At 61.5% G+C, this 23,506-nt stretch carries 23 protein-coding genes; 12 read left to right on the forward strand and 11 right to left on the reverse strand.

The features are described 5' to 3' along the window. Positions 1-23: 23 nt before the first annotated feature. The 6 genes from A7Q26_RS18225 to A7Q26_RS18250 all read right to left on the reverse strand — a co-directional run bounded on the left by A7Q26_RS18225 (position 24) and on the right by A7Q26_RS18250 (position 4,387). Positions 24-1,328 carry a TraB/VirB10 family protein gene (locus tag A7Q26_RS18225; RefSeq protein WP_066862417.1) on the reverse strand — a complete coding sequence of 435 codons (1,305 nt, stop codon included), beginning with the start codon at positions 1,326-1,328 and terminating at the stop codon, positions 24-26. Next, on the reverse strand, positions 1,325-2,113 hold the full coding sequence (locus A7Q26_RS18230) for a type-F conjugative transfer system secretin TraK (protein WP_066862421.1): 789 nt from the start codon (positions 2,111-2,113) through the stop codon (positions 1,325-1,327). The genes A7Q26_RS18225 and A7Q26_RS18230 overlap by 4 nt, the downstream gene beginning before the upstream one ends. Beyond that, a complete protein-coding gene (locus A7Q26_RS18235; protein ID WP_198162974.1) occupies positions 2,103-2,702 on the reverse strand; it encodes a TraE/TraK family type IV conjugative transfer system protein in 600 nt (199 codons plus the stop codon). The genes A7Q26_RS18230 and A7Q26_RS18235 overlap by 11 nt, the downstream gene beginning before the upstream one ends. Before the next feature lie 41 nt (positions 2,703-2,743). Continuing rightward, the gene (locus A7Q26_RS18240) at positions 2,744-3,010 is read right to left on the reverse strand and encodes a type IV conjugative transfer system protein TraL (RefSeq protein WP_066862426.1); all 267 of its coding nucleotides are present in this window, start codon (positions 3,008-3,010) and stop codon (positions 2,744-2,746) included. A gap of 107 nt (positions 3,011-3,117) precedes the next feature. Further along, positions 3,118-3,435 (reverse strand): hypothetical protein, encoded by a 318-nt coding sequence (locus A7Q26_RS18245; protein ID WP_018250898.1) that lies wholly within the window; start codon positions 3,433-3,435, stop codon positions 3,118-3,120. A gap of 187 nt (positions 3,436-3,622) precedes the next feature. Continuing rightward, entirely contained in the window at positions 3,623-4,387 is a 765-nt protein-coding gene (locus A7Q26_RS18250; protein ID WP_066862428.1) for a DsbC family protein, read from the reverse strand. A gap of 646 nt (positions 4,388-5,033) precedes the next feature. On the opposite strand from A7Q26_RS18250, the gene A7Q26_RS18260 reads away from it, so the two are divergent. From A7Q26_RS18260 to A7Q26_RS24830, 6 genes are all read left to right on the forward strand, one after another. Next, complete coding sequence (locus A7Q26_RS18260) at positions 5,034-5,483, forward strand: hypothetical protein (RefSeq protein ID WP_066862434.1); 450 nt, start codon at positions 5,034-5,036, stop codon at positions 5,481-5,483. Positions 5,484-5,594: 111 nt separating this feature from the next. Further along, positions 5,595-6,014 (forward strand): helix-turn-helix domain-containing protein, encoded by a 420-nt coding sequence (locus tag A7Q26_RS18265; protein ID WP_066862437.1) that lies wholly within the window; start codon positions 5,595-5,597, stop codon positions 6,012-6,014. After that, entirely contained in the window at positions 6,011-6,646 is a 636-nt protein-coding gene (locus A7Q26_RS18270) for a GntR family transcriptional regulator (protein WP_066862440.1), read from the forward strand. Before A7Q26_RS18265 ends, A7Q26_RS18270 begins: the two co-directional genes overlap by 4 nt. A gap of 179 nt (positions 6,647-6,825) precedes the next feature. Beyond that, positions 6,826-6,966, forward strand: a complete 141-nt coding sequence (locus A7Q26_RS25705; protein ID WP_198162975.1) for a benenodin family lasso peptide — start codon at positions 6,826-6,828, stop codon at positions 6,964-6,966. A gap of 52 nt (positions 6,967-7,018) precedes the next feature. Further along, positions 7,019-7,678, forward strand: coding sequence for a lasso peptide biosynthesis B2 protein (locus tag A7Q26_RS24825; protein ID WP_198162976.1), 660 nt, complete (start codon positions 7,019-7,021; stop codon positions 7,676-7,678). Further along, complete coding sequence (locus tag A7Q26_RS24830) at positions 7,678-9,459, forward strand: asparagine synthase-related protein (RefSeq protein ID WP_084439198.1); 1,782 nt, start codon at positions 7,678-7,680, stop codon at positions 9,457-9,459. Before A7Q26_RS24825 ends, A7Q26_RS24830 begins: the two co-directional genes overlap by 1 nt. Here the strand turns inward: A7Q26_RS24830 and A7Q26_RS24835 are convergent. The 5 genes from A7Q26_RS24835 to A7Q26_RS18300 form a co-directional block, all read right to left on the reverse strand. Next, positions 9,430-11,562 (reverse strand): Atxe2 family lasso peptide isopeptidase, encoded by a 2,133-nt coding sequence (locus A7Q26_RS24835; protein ID WP_084439199.1) that lies wholly within the window; start codon positions 11,560-11,562, stop codon positions 9,430-9,432. The two genes, A7Q26_RS24830 and A7Q26_RS24835, sit on opposite strands and share 30 nt — an antisense overlap. Before the next feature lie 4 nt (positions 11,563-11,566). After that, positions 11,567-14,170 (reverse strand): TonB-dependent receptor, encoded by a 2,604-nt coding sequence (locus A7Q26_RS18285; protein ID WP_066862449.1) that lies wholly within the window; start codon positions 14,168-14,170, stop codon positions 11,567-11,569. Between the two features lie 109 nt (positions 14,171-14,279). Then, positions 14,280-15,365 carry a FecR family protein gene (locus A7Q26_RS18290; protein WP_066862452.1) on the reverse strand — a complete coding sequence of 362 codons (1,086 nt, stop codon included), beginning with the start codon at positions 15,363-15,365 and terminating at the stop codon, positions 14,280-14,282. Further along, a complete protein-coding gene (locus tag A7Q26_RS18295; protein WP_066862455.1) occupies positions 15,358-15,906 on the reverse strand; it encodes an RNA polymerase sigma factor in 549 nt (182 codons plus the stop codon). The genes A7Q26_RS18290 and A7Q26_RS18295 overlap by 8 nt, the downstream gene beginning before the upstream one ends. Before the next feature lie 277 nt (positions 15,907-16,183). Further along, complete coding sequence (locus tag A7Q26_RS18300) at positions 16,184-16,534, reverse strand: MarR family winged helix-turn-helix transcriptional regulator (protein ID WP_232313860.1); 351 nt, start codon at positions 16,532-16,534, stop codon at positions 16,184-16,186. 436 nt (positions 16,535-16,970) lie between these two features. Here A7Q26_RS18300 and A7Q26_RS18305 point away from each other — a divergent pair, with 436 nt between their 5' ends. From A7Q26_RS18305 to A7Q26_RS18335, 6 genes are all read left to right on the forward strand, one after another. After that, on the forward strand, positions 16,971-17,906 hold the full coding sequence (locus tag A7Q26_RS18305) for an IS5 family transposase (RefSeq protein WP_066862461.1): 936 nt from the start codon (positions 16,971-16,973) through the stop codon (positions 17,904-17,906). A gap of 182 nt (positions 17,907-18,088) precedes the next feature. Beyond that, positions 18,089-19,149, forward strand: a protein-coding gene (locus A7Q26_RS24840) for an IS630 family transposase (protein WP_157102607.1) whose coding sequence is annotated in 2 segments (ribosomal slippage) — positions 18,089-18,593 and positions 18,593-19,149 — 1,062 coding nt in all. Because the reading frame shifts where the segments join, the coding sequence is not laid out codon by codon here. Positions 19,150-19,218: 69 nt separating this feature from the next. Next, on the forward strand, positions 19,219-19,716 hold the full coding sequence (locus A7Q26_RS18320) for a hypothetical protein (RefSeq protein ID WP_232313861.1): 498 nt from the start codon (positions 19,219-19,221) through the stop codon (positions 19,714-19,716). A gap of 418 nt (positions 19,717-20,134) precedes the next feature. Beyond that, on the forward strand, positions 20,135-20,977 hold the full coding sequence (locus A7Q26_RS18325; protein WP_232313862.1) for a DUF7146 domain-containing protein: 843 nt from the start codon (positions 20,135-20,137) through the stop codon (positions 20,975-20,977). A gap of 34 nt (positions 20,978-21,011) precedes the next feature. Continuing rightward, entirely contained in the window at positions 21,012-23,003 is a 1,992-nt protein-coding gene (locus A7Q26_RS18330) for a ParB/RepB/Spo0J family partition protein (RefSeq protein ID WP_066862473.1), read from the forward strand. Between the two features lie 101 nt (positions 23,004-23,104). Further along, positions 23,105-23,494 carry a hypothetical protein gene (locus A7Q26_RS18335; RefSeq protein WP_066862476.1) on the forward strand — a complete coding sequence of 130 codons (390 nt, stop codon included), beginning with the start codon at positions 23,105-23,107 and terminating at the stop codon, positions 23,492-23,494. Positions 23,495-23,506 lie beyond the last annotated feature (12 nt).

Below are 23,506 nucleotides of genomic sequence, written 5' to 3' on the forward strand. Positions count from 1 at the left end.
TGTAAGATGGCGGGAGCGTCGCATCAGAATTTGCCTCCGATCGACGGCTTGATCTCGAGAGCCAGACCTTCCTGAATGACGACCACGACCTCCTTGGCCGCGCCGACTTCGACCACCGGTCCCGCTTGGCGGGCGAGATCGAGATAGAAATCGGTGAGCTTGTCCGATGATTTGGAGAGCCCGCCGGCAACGCCCGACTTGACGGCATCGCCCGCGTCCAGACTGCGCACACTGCCAAGCGCGGACGTGGAGAGGCTCCCGAACGTCCCTTCGACCGATTGCGAAATGCCCGCGATCGTGCCGGCAATGAACGAGCGCGCGAGCGTCGCGCCGGCGCGGGTCACGACCTTGCCGGACAAACCCTTCTTGCCGTCGGCGTCGACGAAGAAGCCCTTGATCGCCTGGTCGACGACCGCATGGCTCTCGAAATCGACGCAGGAAATCGAGACGAGCTGGACCTCAACCCGCTCCTTGGCGAGGCTGCCGGTCGCGTTGCCGATGACGAAGCAGCCGGCCAGATTGGCCTTCACTTCGTTGGGAAGCACGGCCGGCGCCTGAACCCGGGCGATGATCGGCTCAGGGTTACTGGTTGCGTCCCGGCTCGCCAACGCGTCGATACCGGTCAGCAGCCGCGCTTTCATGAAACCAGGTGGCAAATAGATCGTCCGCTTCCCTTTTTTTGCTGCGGCCCCGCCGCCAGCGCCTCCTTCTGGCCCTTGCGTCGCTGTCGCTGCGCCGATCGCACCGACCTGCCGTTCCGTGGGCGGCGCAGGCGGGGCCGGTGGTGCCGCGGGAGCACTGGGCGGCGCGGGAATTTCGTCGACGGTGCCCTTGGCCTCGGCAGGGGCCGGAGGGTAGGCAGGAGCTTCGCCGGGAAGGGCGGGCGGAAGGTCCCCGTCGGCGCCTCCGCTTTGGTCGTGGGCAGCGCCGCCGGCCCCCGGAACCACCTTGCCTTCCTCGATCGCGGTTACCCGATCTCCGAGGAGACTCTGTCCGTCGAGGATCTTCTGGAGATCACCGCGCAGCTTCACCTCAAGGCTGTCGCCGCGAAGGCCCGCGCCCATGTCGAGGTTGGAAGCCTGGGGCGCCTTGGGCGCCTCCTTCTGGCCGCTGGTGCTTGCGGTGTAGAGGCCGAGGCCGACGAGGGCGATCGTCGATACGACACCCAACTGCTTGGCGCGCAGTTTCTGGTCGGAACTGAGCTTCGACCACTGCGCCGGTAGATCGAGCAGAGCCGGGCGCGGGGTATTCACCGTCCCGTCGACGTCGCCGCCCTGACGAGCTGAGGGGCCAGCCTCTCTCTGAGGGTTCTCGTCGGGCGCGGTCATGGCTGGACACTCCGGCGCACGACGATCAGCCGAGCGGTCTCATTGGGACCCAAAGTCAGCCGGTCGATCGTGATGGCGAAGATGTCGGCCCCAAGCGCGGTATCGAGGAAGTCGCGTTCGTCGAGCGTGATCGCGACACTGGTGCGAACCAGGTATTCACTGACCGAAAGCCCAGCACCCTCGACCTCGAGACGCCGCCGTTCACTGAGCGACGCCGTCGGAAGGTCGGCAAGGGCGAGCCTGTCGCGCGAAGGCGCGACCTCGGAGAACGACGCGGGCACCCGGTCCTGCAGGATCGCAAGCGCAATCCCGACTGCCCGCTCTTCCTCCACCAGCGGTCCCAGAAGCGCCTCATTAGCGCGCGCGCGCTGTGCACCGCCCGGGACCAGTGTCACCGTCTGGGCCGGAATGTCTGCGGGCTCGGCGTAGAGCGGATAGATAGCGCCGTTGCACGAGACGAAGAATTCGGACGGCGTCGTCACATAGGTGCGCGTCTTCGTGCCACCTGGCGCCATCCCCGGATCTTCGGTTTCGAGGACGAGGAACTTGATCCAGGCATCCGAGCCGCCGCGTTCGACAGCGAGGCCTTTCTCGGCCGAGAATTTGACGTCGTCGATGTCGCCGCCGACGCACACGATATGATTGACGTCGCGGTTGGAGAGCCGGATGCGACTCGTCTGGTCGGGCAGCGCCGCAACCGACTGGGCGAAGGCAGGCATGGAGGCGGGGAGGGACGCGACAAACGCCCCGGCGAGGCAGGCGAGCCTCGCGCGGTTACCGGACATCGGCACTGAAGTTCTCCTCCTGGAGGGCGGTCAGCCAGAAACGGCCGTTCTCGAGCGCGTAGCGAATGCGCAGATTGCCTCGGAATTTGCGGATCACGCCGCCGATCACGCGGACTTTTTCGACAGGGACGAGGATTTCGCTGCCCGTCCAGGTGACGGGCTGGTCGCCGCGGATATAGGTCGCGATCGAGAGCGTCGGATTGTTGCCGAGCTCGTCGAGCAGTCGGTTCAGGCTGTCGCGCAGGCCGTTGTACGCGCTGGGATGCGCGATCCGCAGCAGCTCCTGGAACTGCCGGTCCGCCGAATAAGCGGAATAGGTGCCGGCGAGACCGACGATGTTGAAGGTAATCGAGCGGAGATAACTCTCCGACGGCTTGTTCCCCGTCACATAGAGGTCGCCGTCCGCGCCGAAGGGCACGACCACGGTGCGCGTGTTCTGGTTCGACGTATAGATGAGAGTGCCGAGCACCGCAGTGATACCGAACAAGCCGGCGATCGCCACCTTGAGCAACCGATTCTCTTCGAACAGGTTGGCCGATCCCTGCAAATAGCGATGCAGGTGCCAGCTCGGGCGAGTGTCGCCGATCATGTCGGCCGCTGCCTTGCGTCGGAACGGATGTGCCATCTCGCCTACTCGAAGAAGCGGGTCTGGGTGGGACCCGGATAGTTGCGGAAGCGGGCAAGGCCCCAGCGCCAGGCCAGGTGCGGGATGAACCCGCGCGGCTTTGTCCGCTTCCAGGGAATGAAGAGGAGAAGAGCGCCGAGGAGCGACCAGCCGATGATCCCGCCGACGATGACCGCGACGAAGATCACGCTCATCACGACAATGAACTCCTGACTGTCGAACCAGAGGATCTGGACCGGCCGGTGCAGGAACTGCGGAAGTCGTTCGTCCACGCCCTTCTCCCTTGCTTCACCACGCTGCTGAGCGTGGTTATCGGAAGGCGACCATCACCTTCCGTTCCGGCGGACGGGCGCCGGCGGACCGGCCACCCGTCCTGTCTTCAGATCAGCATGCCGAAGGTCTGGAGGATCGAATCCGCCTTGATGAGGCAGACCGCCGCCACGATCGTCGGGATGCCGATCATGATGTTCGAGAAGAGCCGCGAGACGCCGAACAGGAAGGCGGCGACGCCGCCCACGAAGCCGAGCGGTCCCTTCACGCCCTGGTTCACGACGATGTCGTAGATGTCGTAACCAAGGTCGCCAGCGGCCGGCGCCTGGAAGGCGTAGGCGACGCTCGTGCCAGCGATCGCGGCCAGAAGGAAAAGGACGGCCGCGTCGATCGTGCGGAACGTCCTTCCCCGAAGCAAAGTGAGCATATTCAGTCTCCTTATGGTCACCAGAGCCGTCCAGATCATGCTTGCCGGTACCGATCGGTGGTCGTGTCCGGCCGGCGGCTTCGCTGGACGGCCCCTGGAGGCGCGCTGCCGCCGGCATCCCGGTCCTCGCCGGCACGGCGACCGCCGCGCTCGTGCGAGATCCGCCAAAGTCGTAGGGGCCGACCCTTCAGGGGCTGGGCTTGGGTTTCCGGCTTTCGGTCTCGAGAAAGGCTTCGAGTTCGGCCTGCTGGAAACCCGAAACGAGTTTGCCGTCGACGAAGAGTGTCGGCGTGCCCGAGATGCCCATCTTGCGGACGGTCTCGGCGTCGCGAGCGACCTTCTCGGCGCCGGGACGGCATTTGTGCAGCGCGGCAGGCTGAGCACCGGAGTAGACGGATTTGAAGGCCGCCTGCTGATCCGAGGAGCAGAGGATATGCTCGGCCTTTGCCGCCGCCTGCGGGTGAATACCGCTCACGAAGTAGACGAGACGCTGGACCGGTTTCCCCTCGGCTTCCTTGGTCAGCCAGAAGCGTTCGAGCGCCTGGCAATAGGGACAGTCGGGATCGGTGAACTCGATGACCTTGGGCGCGCCCGCAGGCCCTATCACAAGGGCCTCTGCGGGATTGATCGCGCCCAGTCGCTTCCTTGCGCCCGCATCCTGCGCCAGAGCCGTCAGGTTGACACCGTTTTTGTCGTAGATCGCCGCGAAGAGGAGATGCTGGCTCTCCGGCGCGAAATAGATGACTCGTCCACCCGCAATAGCCTGATATATTGGACCGCTGACGGGCGCCGGACCGAAGTCCTCGAAGGTCAGATTGGTGAAGGTCTGGCGCAGTTGACGCTGAGCCTCCGCGGCCGCCGCCGTGAGCGGCTCGGCGCTGGCTTCTTGCGCATGGGCGGGGGCCGATGCGCAAAGTAGCGCAGCCAGGATCAGTTTACCGCTGCGCGACATCGGATGACTCCGGACGAACGAGGGAGGTGCGCGCGAAAATTCGCCTGTCGAGAGTGAGCGAGCTTCCGAGTTTGATCGCCGCCGGCAGTGGCAACGGTGCCGCTGCAAGGGGAGGCGGGACAGAGTTCGTCTTCTCGCGGATCGAGAAGCCCGCCTCGCTCTGGACGACCGCGAGCTCAGCGGTGCGGGCGCAAGGGTAGCCTTCCGCGTCGGGACGATAGCTTTGGGCGCTGGCGGGGTTGGCGCCGATGACCAGCAGAAGTGCTCCTGCAAGCATGGGCGGGGAGCATGGAAAGTCCATGGCACGCGTCTCCTCGTGGCGCCGCAAGGCGCTCGGGTGTGGGGTTTGGCTAGTCCGGGCGGCGGAGCTGGAGCTTAGGCTCGTGGTCTCCGCCGATCCGGTGCGTCCTAAGCAATGACCATCACGAAAGTCTGCCGCAATAGGCAGGGCACTGAAGTGCCGAAGCGGCGAAACAAAGCATAAGAGGAGCAGAATCGGTCAGTGGAGATGACAAGCGCGCCGAAGAACAGCTTTCGGCACAAGCGGCATTATAATGCCGCTTGTGCCTCGCTTCGTCGTGGAAATGCACCTGTTCGGGAACGCGAACGGGTGTTCGAGCGCTAGTTTTGGCATGGGAAGAGAGCGATGGGTCGAGCACGACGCAGCTTTAAGCTCCGGCTTTCACCGGCCGGATTGGACGTTCTGATCGATTCCCATTGCCATCTGATTCGCGTCACGCGGTCGCTTATCGCCTGGGGAACCACGCTCCACGTCGCGATCGAGTATCTGAACAGCATGCCCACCGATGAGATCATCGATCAACTGAGCGGGCAGGAGGTGAGTTGGCTCGGGGGAGGACAGGAGCACCACGTCGGAGCCTCGTGTCAGCTGTGGGATATCGCAACCAGCATCACCGAGCGTATCCAGCAGGACTCGCCTGAGGCGAGGCAACCCACTTTGGGCACAATCTACATCGTGGCGCTCCTGCAGGTCACAAAAGCGGACCAGCGTGCATTGCTGCGCGCTTTTGATCGCGCACTGCAATCGGGAGCAAGAACACCGGCCTCACGCGATGCCAATGATCTTGTTGGGTAAATCCCGACAAGTTGGCCGAGGTTCTGTTTGACAGTGGTGGTAAGTACACCTTAGCCTCAAAACCAATGGAATTGCCTTGGCGGGCGGTATCTCCCGTAAGGAGACACGGATATGTCGCATCAATTGGCGACTTCCGTTGCTGAAAGTCCGATCCTGTATGTCAAGGTACTGTCAGGGCGGCAAATAGAAGAGGCACGGAAGAAGCGGCGCCTGACGCAGCGCGATCTGGCGCGCGAGCTTGGCATGGGAGTGCGCTGGCTTCGCGAGATCGAAGCCGGTAACCCACGCTCTCGGCTCGATGACCATCTGGCTTGCGCCCATCGGCTAGAGCTGTCGACGGGCCATATCCTCATCCCACTCCTCTTCGCGGGGCAGAAGATGTGCTTTCCGAGGCAGCTCGCGATGGGCGACCTTAGCGATCTCGAGCGACTGTGCATCGAGATGATTGCGCAGCGAAATCTGGATCACCTGACTCAAGCTCTGACCCCGGCCTGGACGAGCCCCCCGGTCTCGGCAGGAACGGGGCTATGATGTCGGCAATGGACCCCCCATTGCAGGAGCGTGTCTATCTCGGGCTGAAGGCCGACTTCCTGGCCGGCCACTTTGTCCCGGGCAAACGGATTGATATCCAGGACCTCGCCAACCGGCATCATTCCAGCAAGACCCCCGTTCGCGAGGCCGCTTTCATCTTCGTCGGTGAGGGACTGTTCATGCACCATGCGGATGGGGGATTCCTGGTTCCGATCCTCGAACCTCTTGAGCTCATAGAGCTTCTCAGGTGGCACATGCAGCTGATAATGGCGTGTATGTCCGGTCTGAGAGAGCCCGCGCTGCGACGTGCCCTTCAGCGATACTCAAATATAGCCGAGGAACCCTCCGCGGTCACATTGGCGTCTCGGACAATGGAGATTTTCACATCCTTGGCCGATGCAGCGGGAAATAACCAAGCATCAGTCCATGTCCGGCGTTTGAACGAGCGGCTTCACTATACGAGAATTGCAGACGCGAGCGAACCGGAGGCTGCCAAAAGGGAAATTTTGATTCTGACCAACTCTGAGGTAGCCGATCTCCGAAGAGCTTTGCGAAGAAGAATAGAAGCATACCACCTGAGGAAAATTTGCCGTCAACGACATATCATCCAGACGGGGCGCGCGTCGGCATAAATCAATAAGTTCAATCAGTTAACACAAAGTCCGACACGTCGGCTGTTCGCGAACGACCGCTCCGCCGTCATCCGCAGAATATCGCGCCAGCCTGTCGAGATATATTCGCGCCATCCGAAGCAGGAAGGGCACTACTCTTCATCGCCGCCATTCGCGCGGCAGTTGATGAGGAGTGTGTCATGGAACGGAAAGAAGATCGCAACTTCGACGACGAGATCGACCTCGGCTCGATCGCCGCCGAAACCAAGGGCTCGCCGCTGGTGGGCGAACCCGACGAGATCCAACTCGCCAAGCCGGGAATCGGCATTTCCGAGGACTGATTCATTGCGGGTGCGCGCCGATCGGCGCGCACCTTTTTTAATTGGAAATGCTATGGTCCTCGCGATCGCCTCACATATTCACGGCTGTGTTGTCGATGGCCGCGCTATCCTTCTCGATCTTCATCGCGGTCACTATTTCGCGGTTCAAGAACCCGAAAACGGCGCATTTGTCCGGTTGATGGAAAGCGGGGGAACTAAAGCAAATGCGCAAGATGATCTGGAAGTTCTTCGACGGAAGGGCTGGCTTTCGGAGTCTGAGCAGCCTCGCAGAATTTCTGCTGAGGACATTCAAAAGCCCACCGAGGTTTATAGACCGAAGAGTGCTTCGAGCGCTCATTGGCCGGCGTTTGCATCATCGTTTGCCTACCAACTGGGGGCTTGGTCAGCGTTAAAAGTTGTGCCGATTGGTCGGCTGCTCGCCACGCTGACAAAGCTCAAGAGCCACAACCACGGCTGTCTTGCATCTGACGGACTCGATGAAATCCTGAACGCGTTTCGCACGACCGATCGGCTTATCAGTGCGAATGAACGGTGTCTGATGAAGTCTGTCGCGCTCTCACTAGCACTGATCGAAGCCGGCCACATGCCGGTGCTGGTCTTCGGCGTCCGCCTCCATCCTTTTGTGGCGCACGCATGGGTGCAACTTGGAAATCGGTTGCTCAACGATGAACTCCACCGCGTCCAAGAATATCGCGCGATCATGGCTGTCTGATGGCTGTACGCTACCTTGCCGTTCTGTCCGCGGATGCCGAACGCCTCTCCGTCGTGCAGAAAGCCCTTTGCGGCGCGCTGGGGTATTCTCCGGCTTGGGACTTTCCAGAACTCGCCCTCTTTGTCACTCCGGCATCGGGCGGTCTTAAATGTTCTAGCGACGAACTTGCGGTTGTGGGCACAGTTTACTCGCGTAGCGGCCACGCTGATCCCTTCGATTGGGATGATGGAAAGCGTCCGAGAGAACCGGGGTGGCATGCCCAACGGTTACTTCGAGAGGTCTGGGGAGGCTATGTTGCCTTCATCCGCCGCAGCCAGGCGCGGGCCCAAGTCGAGGTGATGCGCGATCCGAGCGGCTCCTTGCCCTGCTATATGTTTCAGGCCGGGCCACTCACATGTTTCTGTTCAGATGTCGATATTGCGATCCGGAGTGGCTTATATCGTCCGTCGATCGATTGGACATCGGTGGTTCAGCACCTCTGGGCCGTGGCACTGCCTCAACGCCGTACCGCGCTTGAAGGTCTTGATGAGGTGCCGCAAGGATCCCGGCTGATATGGGATGCGACCGGGAACAATCTCGAACCTTGCTGGTCGCCGTGGAACCACGTCGGGCAACATGCTGCACGCAACGACGTTGAACTCGCCGAGGAACTGCGCGCTACCGTGGAGAGCACGATTGCGAGCCTCGCGTCGCGATATAGGCATATTCAGCTCTGCCTCTCGGGCGGCTTGGACTCGTCAATCGTCGCAGCAAGTCTGGCTCGTAGTGGGGCGCAGACAACGGGGCTGATCCTGCTCTCGCGGGGCGTACAGGGAGACGAACGAGCCTACGCAGGTCTGGTTGCAAAGACATTCGGCATGAAGCTTCGCGAGAGAGCATACCGACTGGAGTATATCGACCTCGACCGGTCGAGCGCCGAACATCTTCCGAAGCCGGTCGGTGCCGTCGGGAGACAGGCGTTCGACCGTATAAACAATGAGCTCGCAGCTAAGCTCGGCGCGGACGCCCAGTTCAGCGGCAACGGTGGCGACAATGTATTCTGCTTCCTACAGTCGGCGACCCCGATAGCGGACCGTCTCAGGAAGGAAGGCGCGCGTGAAGCCTGGTCGACGCTATCCGACGTTTGCCAAATGACGGGGAGCAGCATCTGGACGGCATTTCGCAATGCTGTTCGACAGATGTGGCGAAATTCACATGCATATCGCTGGCGCGGCCAAGCGCAATTTCTTCGCCCGGAGGTGATTGAGGCTAGCGGAGCAAGGATCCATCATCCATGGCTGGATGCGCCCGACGATGCATTGGGCGGGGCCGCTGCCCATATCGCGCTGCTCCTTCGTCCACAGAGTTATACCGAAGGCCACCCTCGCGATGGCTCGTCCGAACTTGTTACCCCGCTGCTGGCACAGCCGGTTGTTGAATTCTGCCTCGGCATTCCTTCATGGAGATGGTGCGCGGGAGGACAGGATCGCGCGCTTGCCCGAAAAGCATTCGCGCCAAGCCTCCCCGCCAGCATTATCGACCGCCGATCAAAAGGTGGGCCAGCCGGCTTTTATCATGAAGTAGTTGAGAATCGGGGGGGCCAGTTGCGAGACCGATTGCTTGGTGGTGTGCTTGCTGCGCACCACCTTCTCGATGAAAACGTGTTAGAAGAATTCTTCCGGACTGCGGACTTCCGGCGCGGTGACGAATATGTCCGGATACTGGCCCTTGCCGATGCGGAAGCCTGGGCGCGCTGTTGGCAACGGCGATCCTCAGGGAGTGTGTTGACTGTCCATTGCTGACGTTTTTGCTCTCCAAGCCCTCCAACGGTCAAACTGTGCTCTTTTGCTAGGATCAGGATCTTCCCGATCGTTCAGCCAGAAATCGAACCAGTCCAGGTTGCGCGTATAAACCGCTAGGCGATGAGCGGGCTGCCATTTTGTGTGATATTCTCCCGCGAAGATATAAGAATCAACCGGCCGTTTCTTTTCAACAAGAGATGTAACAGTTTCGAGGCTGGCGAGATATTCGTCGTCAGCTAGTTGGAGCAGAAGGGGCGTTGTGAAGCGATCGGCATTGCGGGCGATAGAATAGGGCTGCCAAAAACTGGTACCAGGGGAAGTATAGTCCGGGTACAGGTAAGAGGTCAAATAGCGATCGCCGTAAAAGCCCATCAATGGAAACAGTGTCTTGGGATCCTCGCAGCAGGTGCTCAACGATGCTGCTCGGAATAAAGTGCTGTTAAGCAGCGAAAACTGCGCTGTCGTGGATCCATCGCTTAGACCCGTTATCCCGACCCGAGTCTGGTCAATTAGACCACGCCTCCCGAGGATTGATAATCCGCTTTCGATCGCCGATAGTACGCTGCGCTTGTCCGACCATTGTCCATAATCCAAGCGGACCTTCTCCGATCGATCGTCGCTGGGAGAGAGCGATGAGACATTTTTCGGGCGCTGCAAGCTGAGCACCGCGATGCCTCGTGCAGCAAGGGCCTGTATCGGATATTCGTCTCCAGTTCCTCCCCGCAGGAAACCTCGCGTTTCATACTGGACCAGGACAATGGGAAGCTGCCTCTCGCCGTGATATCCGGGCGGAAGGACGAGGTCGCCAAAAATCGGCAACCCCCGATTGTTTGTCCAGTGAAGGCGTTCGACCTGACCGAGCTTCAATTGGCGAAAATCCGGATTTGGTTCAAAGATTGTTTGCATTTGTCCTGTGGCGGGGTCGATCGAGACAATTTTCCTTGGCGTAGTGGATGCCTCGTGCATGCATACGAGACGATCGAGAATGCTCTGGCATCCCAGGAGGAGATCGTTGGTTTCTAGCGTGCGCCTCGGACTGCCATAGCCAGGATGCCAAATGTACAGTCCAAGCTCGCCCGATGCCCAACCTTCATGACGTAGGAAAATCAGCCTCTTTCCATTGCGATCCCACCAGAGGCCCGCGAACTTGCCTCGGCAGGGCGCGGCTTTACAGGGAATGCTTCTCTTGTCCCCCAAGCTGACGTGGATGGCATCCACCGGGTATGTTAGGTTTGGGTCGATCGGCATGATCCAAGCACGTTTGGCTCCGAGCAGGGCAGGTGGAACAGTGCCCGAGCGCGGCAGCGCCTCTCGGTCTGGATCAAGGCGGCGCCGGTCACTAGGCGAGGCCGGACGCACGGATCCCGTCGCAAGATTGTAGGTTCGATATTCAAATTCCAGCGGCTCTGCGGGCCATGGGTGGTTGCTGGCAACAGGAGACCAGCGGTCATCATAGCGCCATCCGCTCAGGCCCTCATGATCTATAGCCGCACGGGCGGCGGCAAGAGCGGGACGCGTCGACGCGATGATGTCGTGGCCATCGGCGGACCAAGAGAAATCCTCGATATCGGTCGTGGAGTTCGTCACCGCCCGCGATCCCGACCCATCAGCCTGCGCGACCCAGACCTGTCTCGCACCACCCGTTGCCTTGAGAAAAGCGACCGCGGAGCCGTCAGGCGACCATCGTGGAACGATTAGTTGAGCCTCCCCGCTGGGATAGCCAGCCAACGGTCCTCTCGCGAATATGACCCGTAGGAGTTCGCCCCCCTGATCGATTAGGCGCGGCCGGGAACCGGGCTCCAGATCCATGACGAACATGGCAAGACAGAAGCTGTTGGTGTCAGGGTTTGCCTGACGCAGCTGGAACGCAAGGCGACGCCCATCAGGCGAGATGCCAAGTGGGCTACCGCTGAGAAACATCACAGCGGTCGGACCTATATCTCTCAGACCAAGTAAGTCGCGTGCGGTGATAGTCCGCTCGGGAGCGCCAGTAATTGTCGGCGACGGGGTTAAAGCCTCGCAGCCCTGCGGCGACGCGGAAGCAGGCGAGGAAAGAGCGAGCGCCAGGGATGCCGCCAGGCCGGCCAGCAGAAGCTTGCGCATGGCCTCACCACTTCTTCGTGACGGTAAGACTCATGAAGCGGCCGACAGCGGATACGTTGTTCGAGTCGTAGCTGGGATCGATGCCGTATGCCTGCCGGATACGTGCGGGCTTCGCATTGAGCAGGTTGAAGATCGATGCGGAAACCGACAGGCCCCGCAGCACCGCATTTTCGGATCCGAATGTGTAGCCGCCAGCGATGTCGATCGTGCTCAGGCCGCCGACCGGGACATGCTCCGGTAGGCGGTTATCGATCTCGCCGCCGGTGCGATTGAAATAAGCGGCGGCGGAATAACCAGCCTTATGCCAGTCGAAGCCCGCGCGTGCGCGCCAATGCGGTGGGTTGAATATCTCCCCGGCAAGATCGAGACTGGGCTGCCCTTCGATCAGAATTTGCCGGCTGCTTAGATACGAAACCTGTGCCTGGAGATTGAACGTCCCAAGTTGGCCGGGATCGATTGTATAACGGCCATTGATATCCACGCCATGAGCCCTCTGACGAGCCGAGTTGCGCTGCCGGTTGTCGAGGATGGCGACTACACTAGCCGGATCGTATGGGTTTCCTGTCTGGTTCGATAACCCAGCCGGAGCATTGGCCAAGGCCGCCGCGATCTGCGCTGCCGAGGGATTGAAGGTGATGATGTCGGCATAGATCGGATTGCTGAGAGCGCCGAGGCTCGATTGAAGGGGTGTGATGATCCGGTCGCGGTACGCGATGTGGAAATAGCTGACCTCGAGTTGCGCGTGGGGCAGCCAGTGCGGATGCAGCGCAAGAGACGCGGTCCATGTCGACGCATGCTCTGGCCGCAGGCTGTCTGCATTCCCGCCCGAGGTCTGGAGCACGGTGGCGGTGGGCGGGAACGCGGTGGCGCCGTAGGCGCTCGCTGGCTTAAGGCTGACGGCTTTGTAGTTGAACTGCTGATAGAGGGTCGGCGCCTTGAACGACCGTCCCCACGATCCCTTGAGGTCTATATCTTCGGTCGGGGCATAGAGGATGCCTAGTTTGGGCGTCGCAATACGATCGATTCCCGGATAGTCTTCGTAGCGAACGGCCGCGTTGAGGGAGAGCCGATAGACAGCGGGGATAATGAGCGCGGGAGATATCAAGGGGACGTTGATTTCTGCGAACCCATAATAGCTATCGCGATTTGCAGTGAAGTCACTCAGTACGGTCGTTATTACTGGGGTGACAGTCTGGGTGTTTACGTCAAGACTGTTGGAACGATAGCCTGCACCGGCCGCGAGTTGGACGTCACCTCCAGGCAACGTGAAAACATGAGCTTCGATTCCCGCCTCGCCAGTTGCGAGTGTGTCCCTATAGTGGACGAGGGCCGTCAGGAATTGCGATCTGGACGCGAACTGTGCCGATGTGACGCGGCTGTCGCTTACGCCATAGGTGCCAGTCGCATAGGCGTGCCAAGACGGCGAGATCGACCATTCCAGGCGTGGTGAGACGGAGAAGGATTCGACACGAGGCAATGAGAGCGCGCCGTTTATGCTATAGTCCGCAGTGACTGTGGAAGGACTCTGAGTACGGGACGTGCGCCGATTGTAAGTTGAATCCACGCTGAGACGGAAGTGCGTCCCGATTTGCTGGTGGCCTGCCAATATCGCGCTGATTTGCCGCATGGCCGGAACAAGCGTCGAAGATCCATCCAGTGTTCGGGTATAGTCCCGATCCTTGGCTAGGATTGCCGTCGACCGGTTGTAGTCGAACACACCGATGAGGCCGCCACCCTGCCACACGGCTCCACCGACGGCGCTGTATTGCTGCTGTTGGTTGCCGCCGTCGGTGGAGCCGCCATAGCGTGCAGACGTGCTGAGGCCGCTATAGTCCGGACGAAGAATCACATTGGCGACCCCGCCTACGGCATCCGAGCCGTAGATCGCCGAAGCACCATCCGCCACAACCTCGATACGGTCCACAGCTGCCAATGGAATCGAGGCGATATCGATGCCCTGATAGACGGCGTCATACGGAAGACGATGACCATTAAGTAAGGTGAGGGTTGCATCTGGCCCAAGGCCGCGCAGATTCAGCGTCGAAGACGAGGTCACATTCTGGTTATTGCCACCCTGGAGCCCGCCACCCGCAACACCCGGATTCTGCCCGCCACCAAAATTCTGCGGAATTGACCGAACCGCATCACCTAGATTGGTGAAGCCGGCATCCGTTAGTGTTTGGCGCGACATGCTGATCACCGGAGACGTCGGCGTCGCTCCGCGTATGCGTGACCCGGTCACCACAATGTCGCTTTGAACCGTCGAGGGATAAGCTAGATTCCCCGACGGTTCCGCTCGCCCCCGGATGATGATTACTTCCTTTCGGAACTGAGCGGTCAGCCCGGACCCTTCCAGGAGCGCCTGGACCGCCTCGTCGGCAGTAAATCTTCCATGCAATCGGCGTGCGGTCTTCCCGAGCACCGCCTCGGAGTTGAAGATAATCTCCTTCCCCGACAGGCGGCTTACGGCTTTGAGGGCTTCGCCTAGGTCCCCGGCTTCGATGTTATACTCGATCCGACGCTCATCCGCGGCAAGGACGGGGGCGACCGGGACGAAAGTACCGATCGCCACAGCGGCAAGAAGCGCGCACCGAAACCGAGACCCCATTCGAACCATCTTTTGCCCCCTTTGAAATTCCCGACAATCTGGCGGGATTTTCAGGGAGCATCGCAACAAAACTGCAACCTACGGGGTAGGTCACAAAAAAAGTTTCTGGCTATCGTCGCTTGAGAGTGATCTCGCCCGTTTTGGTCTTTTCGACGTCGAGGTCGAACAGCGCCGCCAGCCGGTCGGCGACCTGGTCGGGATCGTTGACCCGGAACCTCCCGCTTACCCGCAACGCTCCGATGCTCGGGTCACCGAGTTGGATGGTGGTCGCGGAATCCCGGTTGGCCTCCGCAATCACCGCAGCGAGCGGCGTGCGCTCATATTCGCGCACCGGATCGATGTCCGGGGGCGGCATGACGGGGAGAGACCCACCCTTTGTCGCAAGGGTCCGTAGCACCGTCGGCGTCGCCACCGCGAAGCTCAGGATCTCGCCCGGCTCAAGACGCGCGACGGCCGCCGGACCGGTCGTTCCCTTGATGGCGTTGGGACGTTCGACATCGACGGCTCCACGCAACAGCTTCACCGTCACGCGCTCATCGCGCTCCACACTCACCTCGAAAATCGTCCCGCGCGCGGTCACGCTCCCTCCGCCGGCCAGGACGACAAAGGGACGCGCTTGATGCGCCACCTCGAACCGGGCACGTCCCCGCTCGAGTTTCAACTCGCGCCGATCAGGCGTGAAGGTCGCGAAAAGCTCGCTGTTGGAGGCAAGCTCGACGGTCGAGCCGTCGCCCAGCCGAACCGTCCTTCGCGAACCGTCCGCCGTCGCGTAGCGCTGCTGCCCCGCCGGTTGGTCCGCCTTCTGCAGGGCCATCTGGGGCGGCCCCTCTCCCATGCCTGGCAGCCTGCCCTTCGCGATCCAGCCTCCGATCCCGACCGTCAGCAAGAGGCTGGCTGCGATCGCCGCCCATCGCCAGCGGTGTCCGCTGTCGTCGTTGTCATTGGCCCCGCCGGCTTCGTCTCCACGCTCGGCAGAAAGGTTCTCTTCCTCGGCCGCCATGAAGCGACCCAATGCGAATATTTCGCCGGCACGGTGGTAGGCCCCACGGTGCGACGCACCCAGCGCGAGCCACTCCTCGAACTGCGGGCGCCACTCCTCCGCATCAGGTCCCCGCATCCGGGCGAACCACAGGGACGCCTCGCGCATTTGCTGGTCCATCCTCGGCATCGGCTCCGGCTCCTCGCCCTCAGCCATTGGCATTTTCGAGGCTCTTGCCGATGCGCACAATGGCCTCGGCCACATGCCACTCCACGGTTCGGATACTGATCTCAAGCTGTTCAGCTATCTGCCTATATCCCAGTTCTTCAGCGCGATGTAACAAATATACCTCTTTCGTCCTTGGCGGGAGGCACTCGACAGCCAGTCGGTAGCGTTCCCGCATGTCGTTTATCTCCGCGATCCTGTCGGGGCGGGCAATCTCTTCGCCGGATGTATAAACGACCGGATCGAACGACTCTGCCCTGGCCCAGGCTCGCACGCGATCGGCAAGGAGATGTCGAACAATTCCCTGCAAATAGGCGCCCGGGTTGCTCGTGGCGGCGCTGGATCGCGAAGCGACCAGCCTCGTAAATGCTTCCTGGACCAAGTCGTGCCGATCCTCCTCCTGCCAGATCCGCCGCTTGAGAAAGGAGAGCAGCTTGGGTGCCTCCCTTCGATAGACAGCTTCAAACTGGCGATCGCCATAGCCTGCGTTCGCGGGCGCGCAGATGCCTTCGTCCTCACTTCCGCGAAACATGAGCCCGGGCGCACGTCTGGAGGTGGGCGCGCGACGAAACGCGACGATAGGCAGACAAAGAAGACAGCATGACAGGACCACCGAAGGGTGGCGGGCAATAACGTCCAATGCGTGCGCCCAACCGTCATGGATGGGCCCGTTGCCATGCCTGGAAGGTTTATCCTACAGGCGGATCCCAGCCGCTTTCCGCACTGCAGGAAAACTGTGCAACGATTTCCGGAAGGTTTCAAGCTACCAAGAGCGCGAAGCCTCCTCTTCGGCACTCCGGCCTGCACTCCTAGCATCCGTTTTGGTCAGGCGCCGGCTCGAGTGCCACGAGCTCGACCAGACGATCGAAGAAGCGGTCGAGCAATGTCCGCGTCTCCGGCGCCAGATCGACAATGATCCTTCTGCCATCCTTTGGGTCGCGCTGGAGCATGACCAGCCCCCGTTCGGCCATGCGATGGACGATCCGCTGCGAATTTCGCTCCGATGCGCTCGACGCGGCGGTCAGAGCAGTCAACGACCGCGGCTGTCTGCGCTTGCACGTATAGAGATCGAGAAGCATCTCGAATGCCGGGATGGTGAAAAGGTCGCGACCGAGCTCGGCGGCGCGCAAGCGCTGAACCTGTTCGGTGAAGCCGACCATGCTGCAGCGATCCACGGACGCTGCGATACGGCCCCCCTCCATCATTGCAGCTGCTCCAGGGGCGATCTTGCAAGCTGTCGGGAAACGGCGATCATCACGTTTGTGGGAATAGGCATGAAACGTTCCTTTCTATTGGGAGAAGGAAAGCCATGTCCGGTCGCGGCATATTGTAAGTTTTTGTCTGTAAATTGGGACGGGCAAACTATGCTCCATTTTGGATCATTGCCAGACACCCCGCGAGGCTGGTGCGGCGCAACGGTCGGTCTTTGAAGGTCGAGCGCCATTCGAGCACCGGTGCGGCGACTTGATTTAGCCTGTCTTCTTCAGCCGGTAGGGCTCCGTTGCGCTACGATCGCTTATGAGACCTGTGCGCGGGTGGGCGTAGACAGGCGCGTTAATTGCTGATTCTATGGGCTTTCCAGGGAGGAGAGCGGCCGTGGCGCAGCGTTCGATTGGTCAGGAGCGGTTTGGGTTTTCAGGGTCCGAGCGCACGATGTCATCGCTGGATGCGCTTGTATCGCTGATTGATTGGCACACGGTCGCGGTTCTTCTCGAACCGCTTTATCCGGCCTCCAAAGGTGAGCCCGCTTGGCCGCCCTTGGCAATGTTCAAAGCGCTCCTGTTGTCGATCTGGTATGATCTGTCCGATGTGAAGCTGGCTGAGGCCCTAGACGATCGGGCCTCGTTTCGTCGCTTCTGTGGGTTTTCCGCGAATGAGGCGACGCCAGAGCGTACCGCGTTTGTCAGATTCCGCCGATTGCTGGTCGCGCACCAACTTGACCGATCGCTGTTTGAAACCGTGACCATGCAGCTCAAGGCCAAGGCAGTGACGGTCAAGACCGGAACCTTGGTTGATGCCACCATCATAGCCTCAGCCAGTGAAGACGATGATGATGCGCGCTGGGTAAAACACAAGGGAAAGCGGGCCGTTCACGGCTTCAAGGCCCATGTTGGCGCCGATGCCGATACCGCGTTGGTCGAGGAAGTGTCGATCACATCGGCCAATATCAATGACGGCAAAGCAGGTCCCGATGCCTTGCCCGACAATCCCGGTGAGGTGTTTGCCGACAGCGCCTATCGCGGCAATCACTTTTGTGATGCCGTGCTGGCAAAGGGCGGCATTCCCCGGATCGTCGCCACCGGCATGTGGGGCCGCGACGAAGCTAAAACGCTCCGCAAGCTCCATGAATGGAATCAACCGATCCATCGCGTGCGCGCCCGCATCGAGAAGATCTTCGGGACGTGGAAGCGATGCTATGGCCTGCGCCGAATGCGATGGCGAGGTCTCGCCAAAGCCGCCATCCAAGTCCACCTCACCGCCATCGCCTACAACCTCAAGCGCACGATGAATATTCTCTCCGTTCCAGCATGATATCCCCTCCGACCGCAAAGCGCAGGCCGGATGGATAACTCGTCGAATATCTGCGCGATTACATAGCTCTACGCCCACCCGCGCACAGGTCTCCTTATACCAAATCCCTTTGAGGCTGACTCATTGGGATTCCCAAGAGCAGATTTTTCTGATTCACCATCGCGAGCAGATGGAGGCTTGTGATGGCGGCGTCGTTGGTTGTGCGAAGCGATTATTCAGGGTCAGACTTGCGAGCTTTTGCCCGGCGCAGCGATGATGCGCAGCAGGTGCGACGGCTTTTGGCGATGGCCTCGATCCTGGATGGCGGCAGGCGGAGTGATGCGGCGAAGATTGGCGGTGTGACGCTCCAGATCGTGCGTGACTGGGTAATCCGCTTCAACGCCGAAGGCCCTGACGGGCTCAAATCGCGCAAAGCCCCCGGCAAGCCTTCAATCCTGGGCGATGAGCAGCGCCGGGCTCTGGCCGCGCAGGTGGAGGCAGGGCCGATCCCGTCCGCGCATGGTGTGGTTCGCTGGCGGCTTGTCGATCTGGCGCAATGGGTGTGGGACGAGTTTGGCCTGTCGATTTCCCCGCAATCGCTGAGCCGGGAGATGCGCGCCCTGGGCTACCGCAAGCTCTCGGCCCGCCCGCGTCACAACAGCCAAAAGACTGACGATATTGCCGATTTTAAAAAAACTTCGCCACCCGCCTTGCAAGCATCACTGCAAGCTTGCCCCAAGGAACGCCCGTAGAATTGTGGTGGCAGGACGAGGCGCGGATCGGCCAGCAGACCAAATTGACCCGGCGCTGGGCCAAGCGCGGCACCCGGCCTTGCGCCCCAAGAGATCAGCGCCGATCCTCGGCCTGGATCTTCGGAGCGATCTGCCCGTTGGAGGGCAAGGCGGCAGGCATCGTCATGCCCGCCTGCAACAGCGAGGCGATGACGATGCACCTCGAGGAAATCGCCTTTCACGTCGCGCCGGGCGCACATGCCGTGGTCATTCTCGATCAGGCCGGATGGCATGGATCGGCCGAACTGGTCATTCCGCCAAACATCACCCTGATGCCGCTGCCGCCACGATGTCCTGAACTCAACCCGGTCGAAAACATCTGGCAGTTCATGCGCGACAACTGGCTCTCGAACCGCATCTTTAAATCTTACGACGATATCGTCGATCACTGCTGCTTCGCCTGGAACAAGCTCGTCGATCAGCCATGGCGCATCATGTCCATCGGCATCCGCAAATGGGCACATGGGTTCTGATTAATGGGGTTTGGTATTAACCCAAGCGGTTATAGTTGCCGCGGTATGACGGTGTGCGGGGAGCTTGAATTGGTCGAGATCGATCGAGTGATGTGCGAGATGGCCAGCCGGCGTCCGGTCTTCTGCTCGGAAGCTGATTTCCAGCATGAGCTGGCCATGGAGTTGCGCGCGCGAGACCCGCACCGGCAGATCAGACTCGAATATCCGCTTGGCAATTACCTGCGCGGTGCGATCGATCTTCTTCTTCTCGGGAAGCGACGCTTCGCTCTGGAACTGAAATATCTCTGCAAGGGCTTCGTCGCAGACGTGAACGGAGAGCGCTTCACCCTTCGGCAGCAAAGCGCTCACGACATCCGACGCCACGACGTCTGCAAGGATGTCGCGCGAATGGAGGCCTTCGTGGGTCGAACGGGCCACGACGCCGCGGTTCTGGTCCTTTCGAACGACCCCGCCTACTGGCAGCCCCGCCGGCGCGGCGGCACGGTCGATGCAGCTTTCGATATCGCCGACGCGAGGGAACTCGCCGGAACCCTGCAGTGGGGCGACAAGGCGGCGCAGGAACGATAAGTGGTCGCGACGTGCCGCTGCAACTGACTGGCCGGTATCCGCTCGCGTGGCGCGACTATTCCAATCTGGGCGTGTCGGCCGGCAGGTTCCGCTATCTGTGGATACCTGTCTCGGCTGCGGTTTAGGGGCTCGCCGGGAGCCTCTCGATCCTGATCGCGGCGAACCCCTCACGGGAGGGGAGGGAGCGGGGAGTTGCCGGATGATTTCAGGATCGCACCGGACCTGAGATCGCCAGCACCCGCCCGAACAGCCGGTCCTGGCACCCCTGCGCCGACCACGCGCTCAGGGGGCCGGAGCGGGCCGGGCCAACCGCTCGGATTGTCCCATGGCGCGAACCAGCAACCGAAATCCGGAATTGGAGGCAATCGGCTCCGATATCGTCAAACGCCTCGGGGGCACGTGGAGGCCTGGCGGCGCGATGTGTCGGTGCCCCGCCCATAAGGACAACAGCCCGAGCCTGTCGGTGCGCGTCGGAGACAGCGCGCTCCTCTTCAAATGCTTCGCCGGCTGCGACACGCGCGACGTCATTCACGAGATTCTCCGCCTCGAGGAAAAGGCCCTCCTCAATGTCGAGAGCGCCGCCAATGCGCCCGCGAGCATGGGAACCGACTTGTGGCGCCGCCAGATCGCGCAACGCGTCTGGGATGAGGCTCGGCCGCTTAGCGGAACGCCGGCAGAACTCTATCTGCGCCGGCGCCGGATCGCGATCCTGCCGCGTTCGCTGCGCTTCCATCCCCGCACGCCGCTCGGGCAGGGCAACGACGTGGACTTCCGGCCCGCGATGATCGCCGCCCTGCACGACGGTGGCTTTCACCGGGAAGGTCGCTTCATCGCGATCCAGCGCACTTTCTTCGAGCGCGACGATGCGCGCCGTGCGCGCGACCTCGCCGACCCGCGAATGACGCTCGGGCGGCCCGAGCGCGCCGCCGTGATGCTCGCCCCCGCGACATCGGTTCTCGGCCTTGCCGAAGGGGTGGAGACGGCGATCTCGGCGATGATGCTATTCGGGATTCCCGTATGGGCGACGCTCGGCGCCGAACGCCTGCACCAGATCGCTATTCCCGAATATGTGACGCGGCTTATCCTCTTCCCGGACAATGACATCGCGGGAGAGATCGGCGCAGCGAACGCGCTTGAGACCTATGCCATGCCGGGTCGCGACATTGCCATCGAGTTCCCGCCGTCGGGCTCCAAGGACTGGAACGACCTCCTTCGCGAGGGAGGGGAGGGAGTGAGGGATTGGTGGCGGCAAGTGGCCTGATCGTCAGGCTGTCCCCGCCAGGAGACAATCCGAGATGACCCAACTTCCCATCCTTGTTGCCGCGGCGAACCTTACCAAGTCGCCGAGCAACGTCCGCACTGTCACCGACGCGGTCGCCGACGCGCAGCTCGAGGCCAACATCGCTGCCAAGGGCGTACGGCAAAACCTCATCGGCGTGCCCGTTTCGCGCAAGAAGGGCCATTACCGCATCATCGCAGGCGGCCGCCGCCTCGACGCCGTTCACCGGCTGATCGACAAAGGCGTCTTCGGCAACGATTATCAGCTTGCGGTTCTCGTCCTCGGCAATGCCAAGGATGCGATCGAGACCAGCCTCGAGGAGAATTTCTTCAATCTCACGATGAATCCGGCCGACACCTGCCGGGCCTTCCAGGATATCATTGAGACCGAAGGCAAGACCCCCGAGGATGTCGCCAAGCGCTTTGGCCTCACCGAGCGGTTCGTGCGCAGCCGGCTTCGCCTTGCCGATCTCGCCGATCCGATCTTCGAGGCCCTGCGCAACGGCGAGATCACGCTCAACGTGGCTGTCGCCTATGCCAGCAGCAGTGACCGGACCCGCCAGGCCGAGACCTTCGAACTGCTCAAGGACGGCTATTACCGAGCCAACGTCAACGAGATCCGGCGCCAGCTCGCCGAAGACACCTATGTCGGCAACGATCCCAAGGCTCTGCTGGTCGGACGCGCCGCCTATATCGAAGCGGGCGGCCGGGTCGACCTCGATCTCTTCACCGACTCGACTACTGAACGCTGGATCGACGGCGATATCCTCAACCGTCTCGTGGCCGACAAGATGGCCGCGGCTGCCGAGACCATGCGGGAGCGCGAGGGTTTCGCCGAAGTCCGTGTTCTCCCGTCCACCCATGTCACCTACAATGACACCTGGGATCTGCGTCCGCTCAAGGGTGAGACGCCGTCGCTAACGGACGAGCAGCAGGCCCGGCTCGAACAGATCGAAGTCGAACTCGAGGCGGCCAACGAAGCCTATGAGGAGGCCGACGAAGACGATGCGGCCGAACTCGCCAACCGAGTGGAAACGCTCGAAGCGGAATATCGCGCTATCGAGAAGCCTGTCCCGGTCCTGACCGACGAGCAGAAGGCCGGCGCGCTCGCCTATGTCGTCATCGGCCATGACGGTGAGCCGCGCCTGCACGAGCAGCTTTATGTCGCGCCCGTCGAACAGGACGAGACCGACGGAACGGACGACGATGCCGACAACGACGACGTCGGCGAGGATGTGGTCACCACGTCGGGCAAGCCTTCCTACAGCCAGCGGCTGTCCCAGGAACTGGCCGAGATGAAGAGCGAGCTGGTCCGGGTCCATATCGCCAGCGATCCGGCCTTCGCGCTGGACCTCGGCACCTTCTGGATGGTCGACAAGGCCACGCGCAAATATGGCGGCACGGACCTCGCGACCGAACTGAAGGCCGACAAGCCCTGGTCCGCGCTCACCGGCTTCCAGAGCGGCACGCAGGCGGCCGAGGAATGGGGCAAGATCGACGAAGCGCTCGATCGCAGCTGGATCGAGGCCGGTGACGCCTGCGCGCGCTACGATGCCTTCTGCGCTCTCCCGGATGAGGCGCGGGCGGCATGGCTGGCCTGGGCGGTTGCCCGCACGCTTCACGCGGTCGTCGCCGGTCGTGATGGCGAGGAGTTCATCGATCACCTCGGAACGAAGCTTGAGATCGATGTCGCGGCCTGGTGGCGGCCGACCGCGAACAACTATTTCGATCGCCTGAGCAGCAAGGCCGCGATCCTCGCCCATCTCGAAGAGATCGGCGGCAAGGAGCTGTCGAGCCGCTACGGCGCATCGAAGAAGCATGAGCTTGCGACCTCGGCCGAAAAGATCTTCGCCGGCAGCGTACCGATCGAGGCCGAACTGAGGCAGGCAGCTCTCGCCTGGGTGCCGGACGTCATGCGGTTCACCCGGCCTGACGTCCAGATCGAAGTGGAACCCGCGAACGACCTGGCCGCGCCGGACGGCGAGGGCGAACTGCCTCAGGCCGCCTGATTTGACCTGAAACCTCCGGGGCCGTGACGACGCGTCGCGGCCCCCATTTTCCCTTTGCGGACCACGATATTTCGGGGTTCCGCTTCATCGGGAGGCACCCCTTGGCCGACATCACCCAATTGCCCATCATGACCGCGAGCGATGCCGAGGCGATCGGCTTCGCTCGCTTCAATGACGTGCCCACTTTGCCGATCGACATTCCGGACGGCAATTTCACGATTACTGCCCGTACCTCCGACGGGCGCCGGATCACCTTCTTCTTCGGCGAGTATCGGCGCGGGGCGCCGCCGAGCTTCATCGATATCCAATATCACGACAATGGCACGGCGATCGCCAACGCCAATGGTGGCCTGTCACCGACGTTCGACGTGCTGACCATCGGACGCGGTGGACACCATGCCTATGACAGCCGGAAGCATTCGGCGGACGAGAAGCCGTCAATCGCGGTGATCCTCCTGGGCTCGCTAACCACTGGTGACACACCCGCCTAACCCGGACCGAAA

Source organism: Sphingobium sp. TCM1 (assembly GCF_001650725.1).
GTDB lineage: Bacteria > Pseudomonadota > Alphaproteobacteria > Sphingomonadales > Sphingomonadaceae > Sphingobium.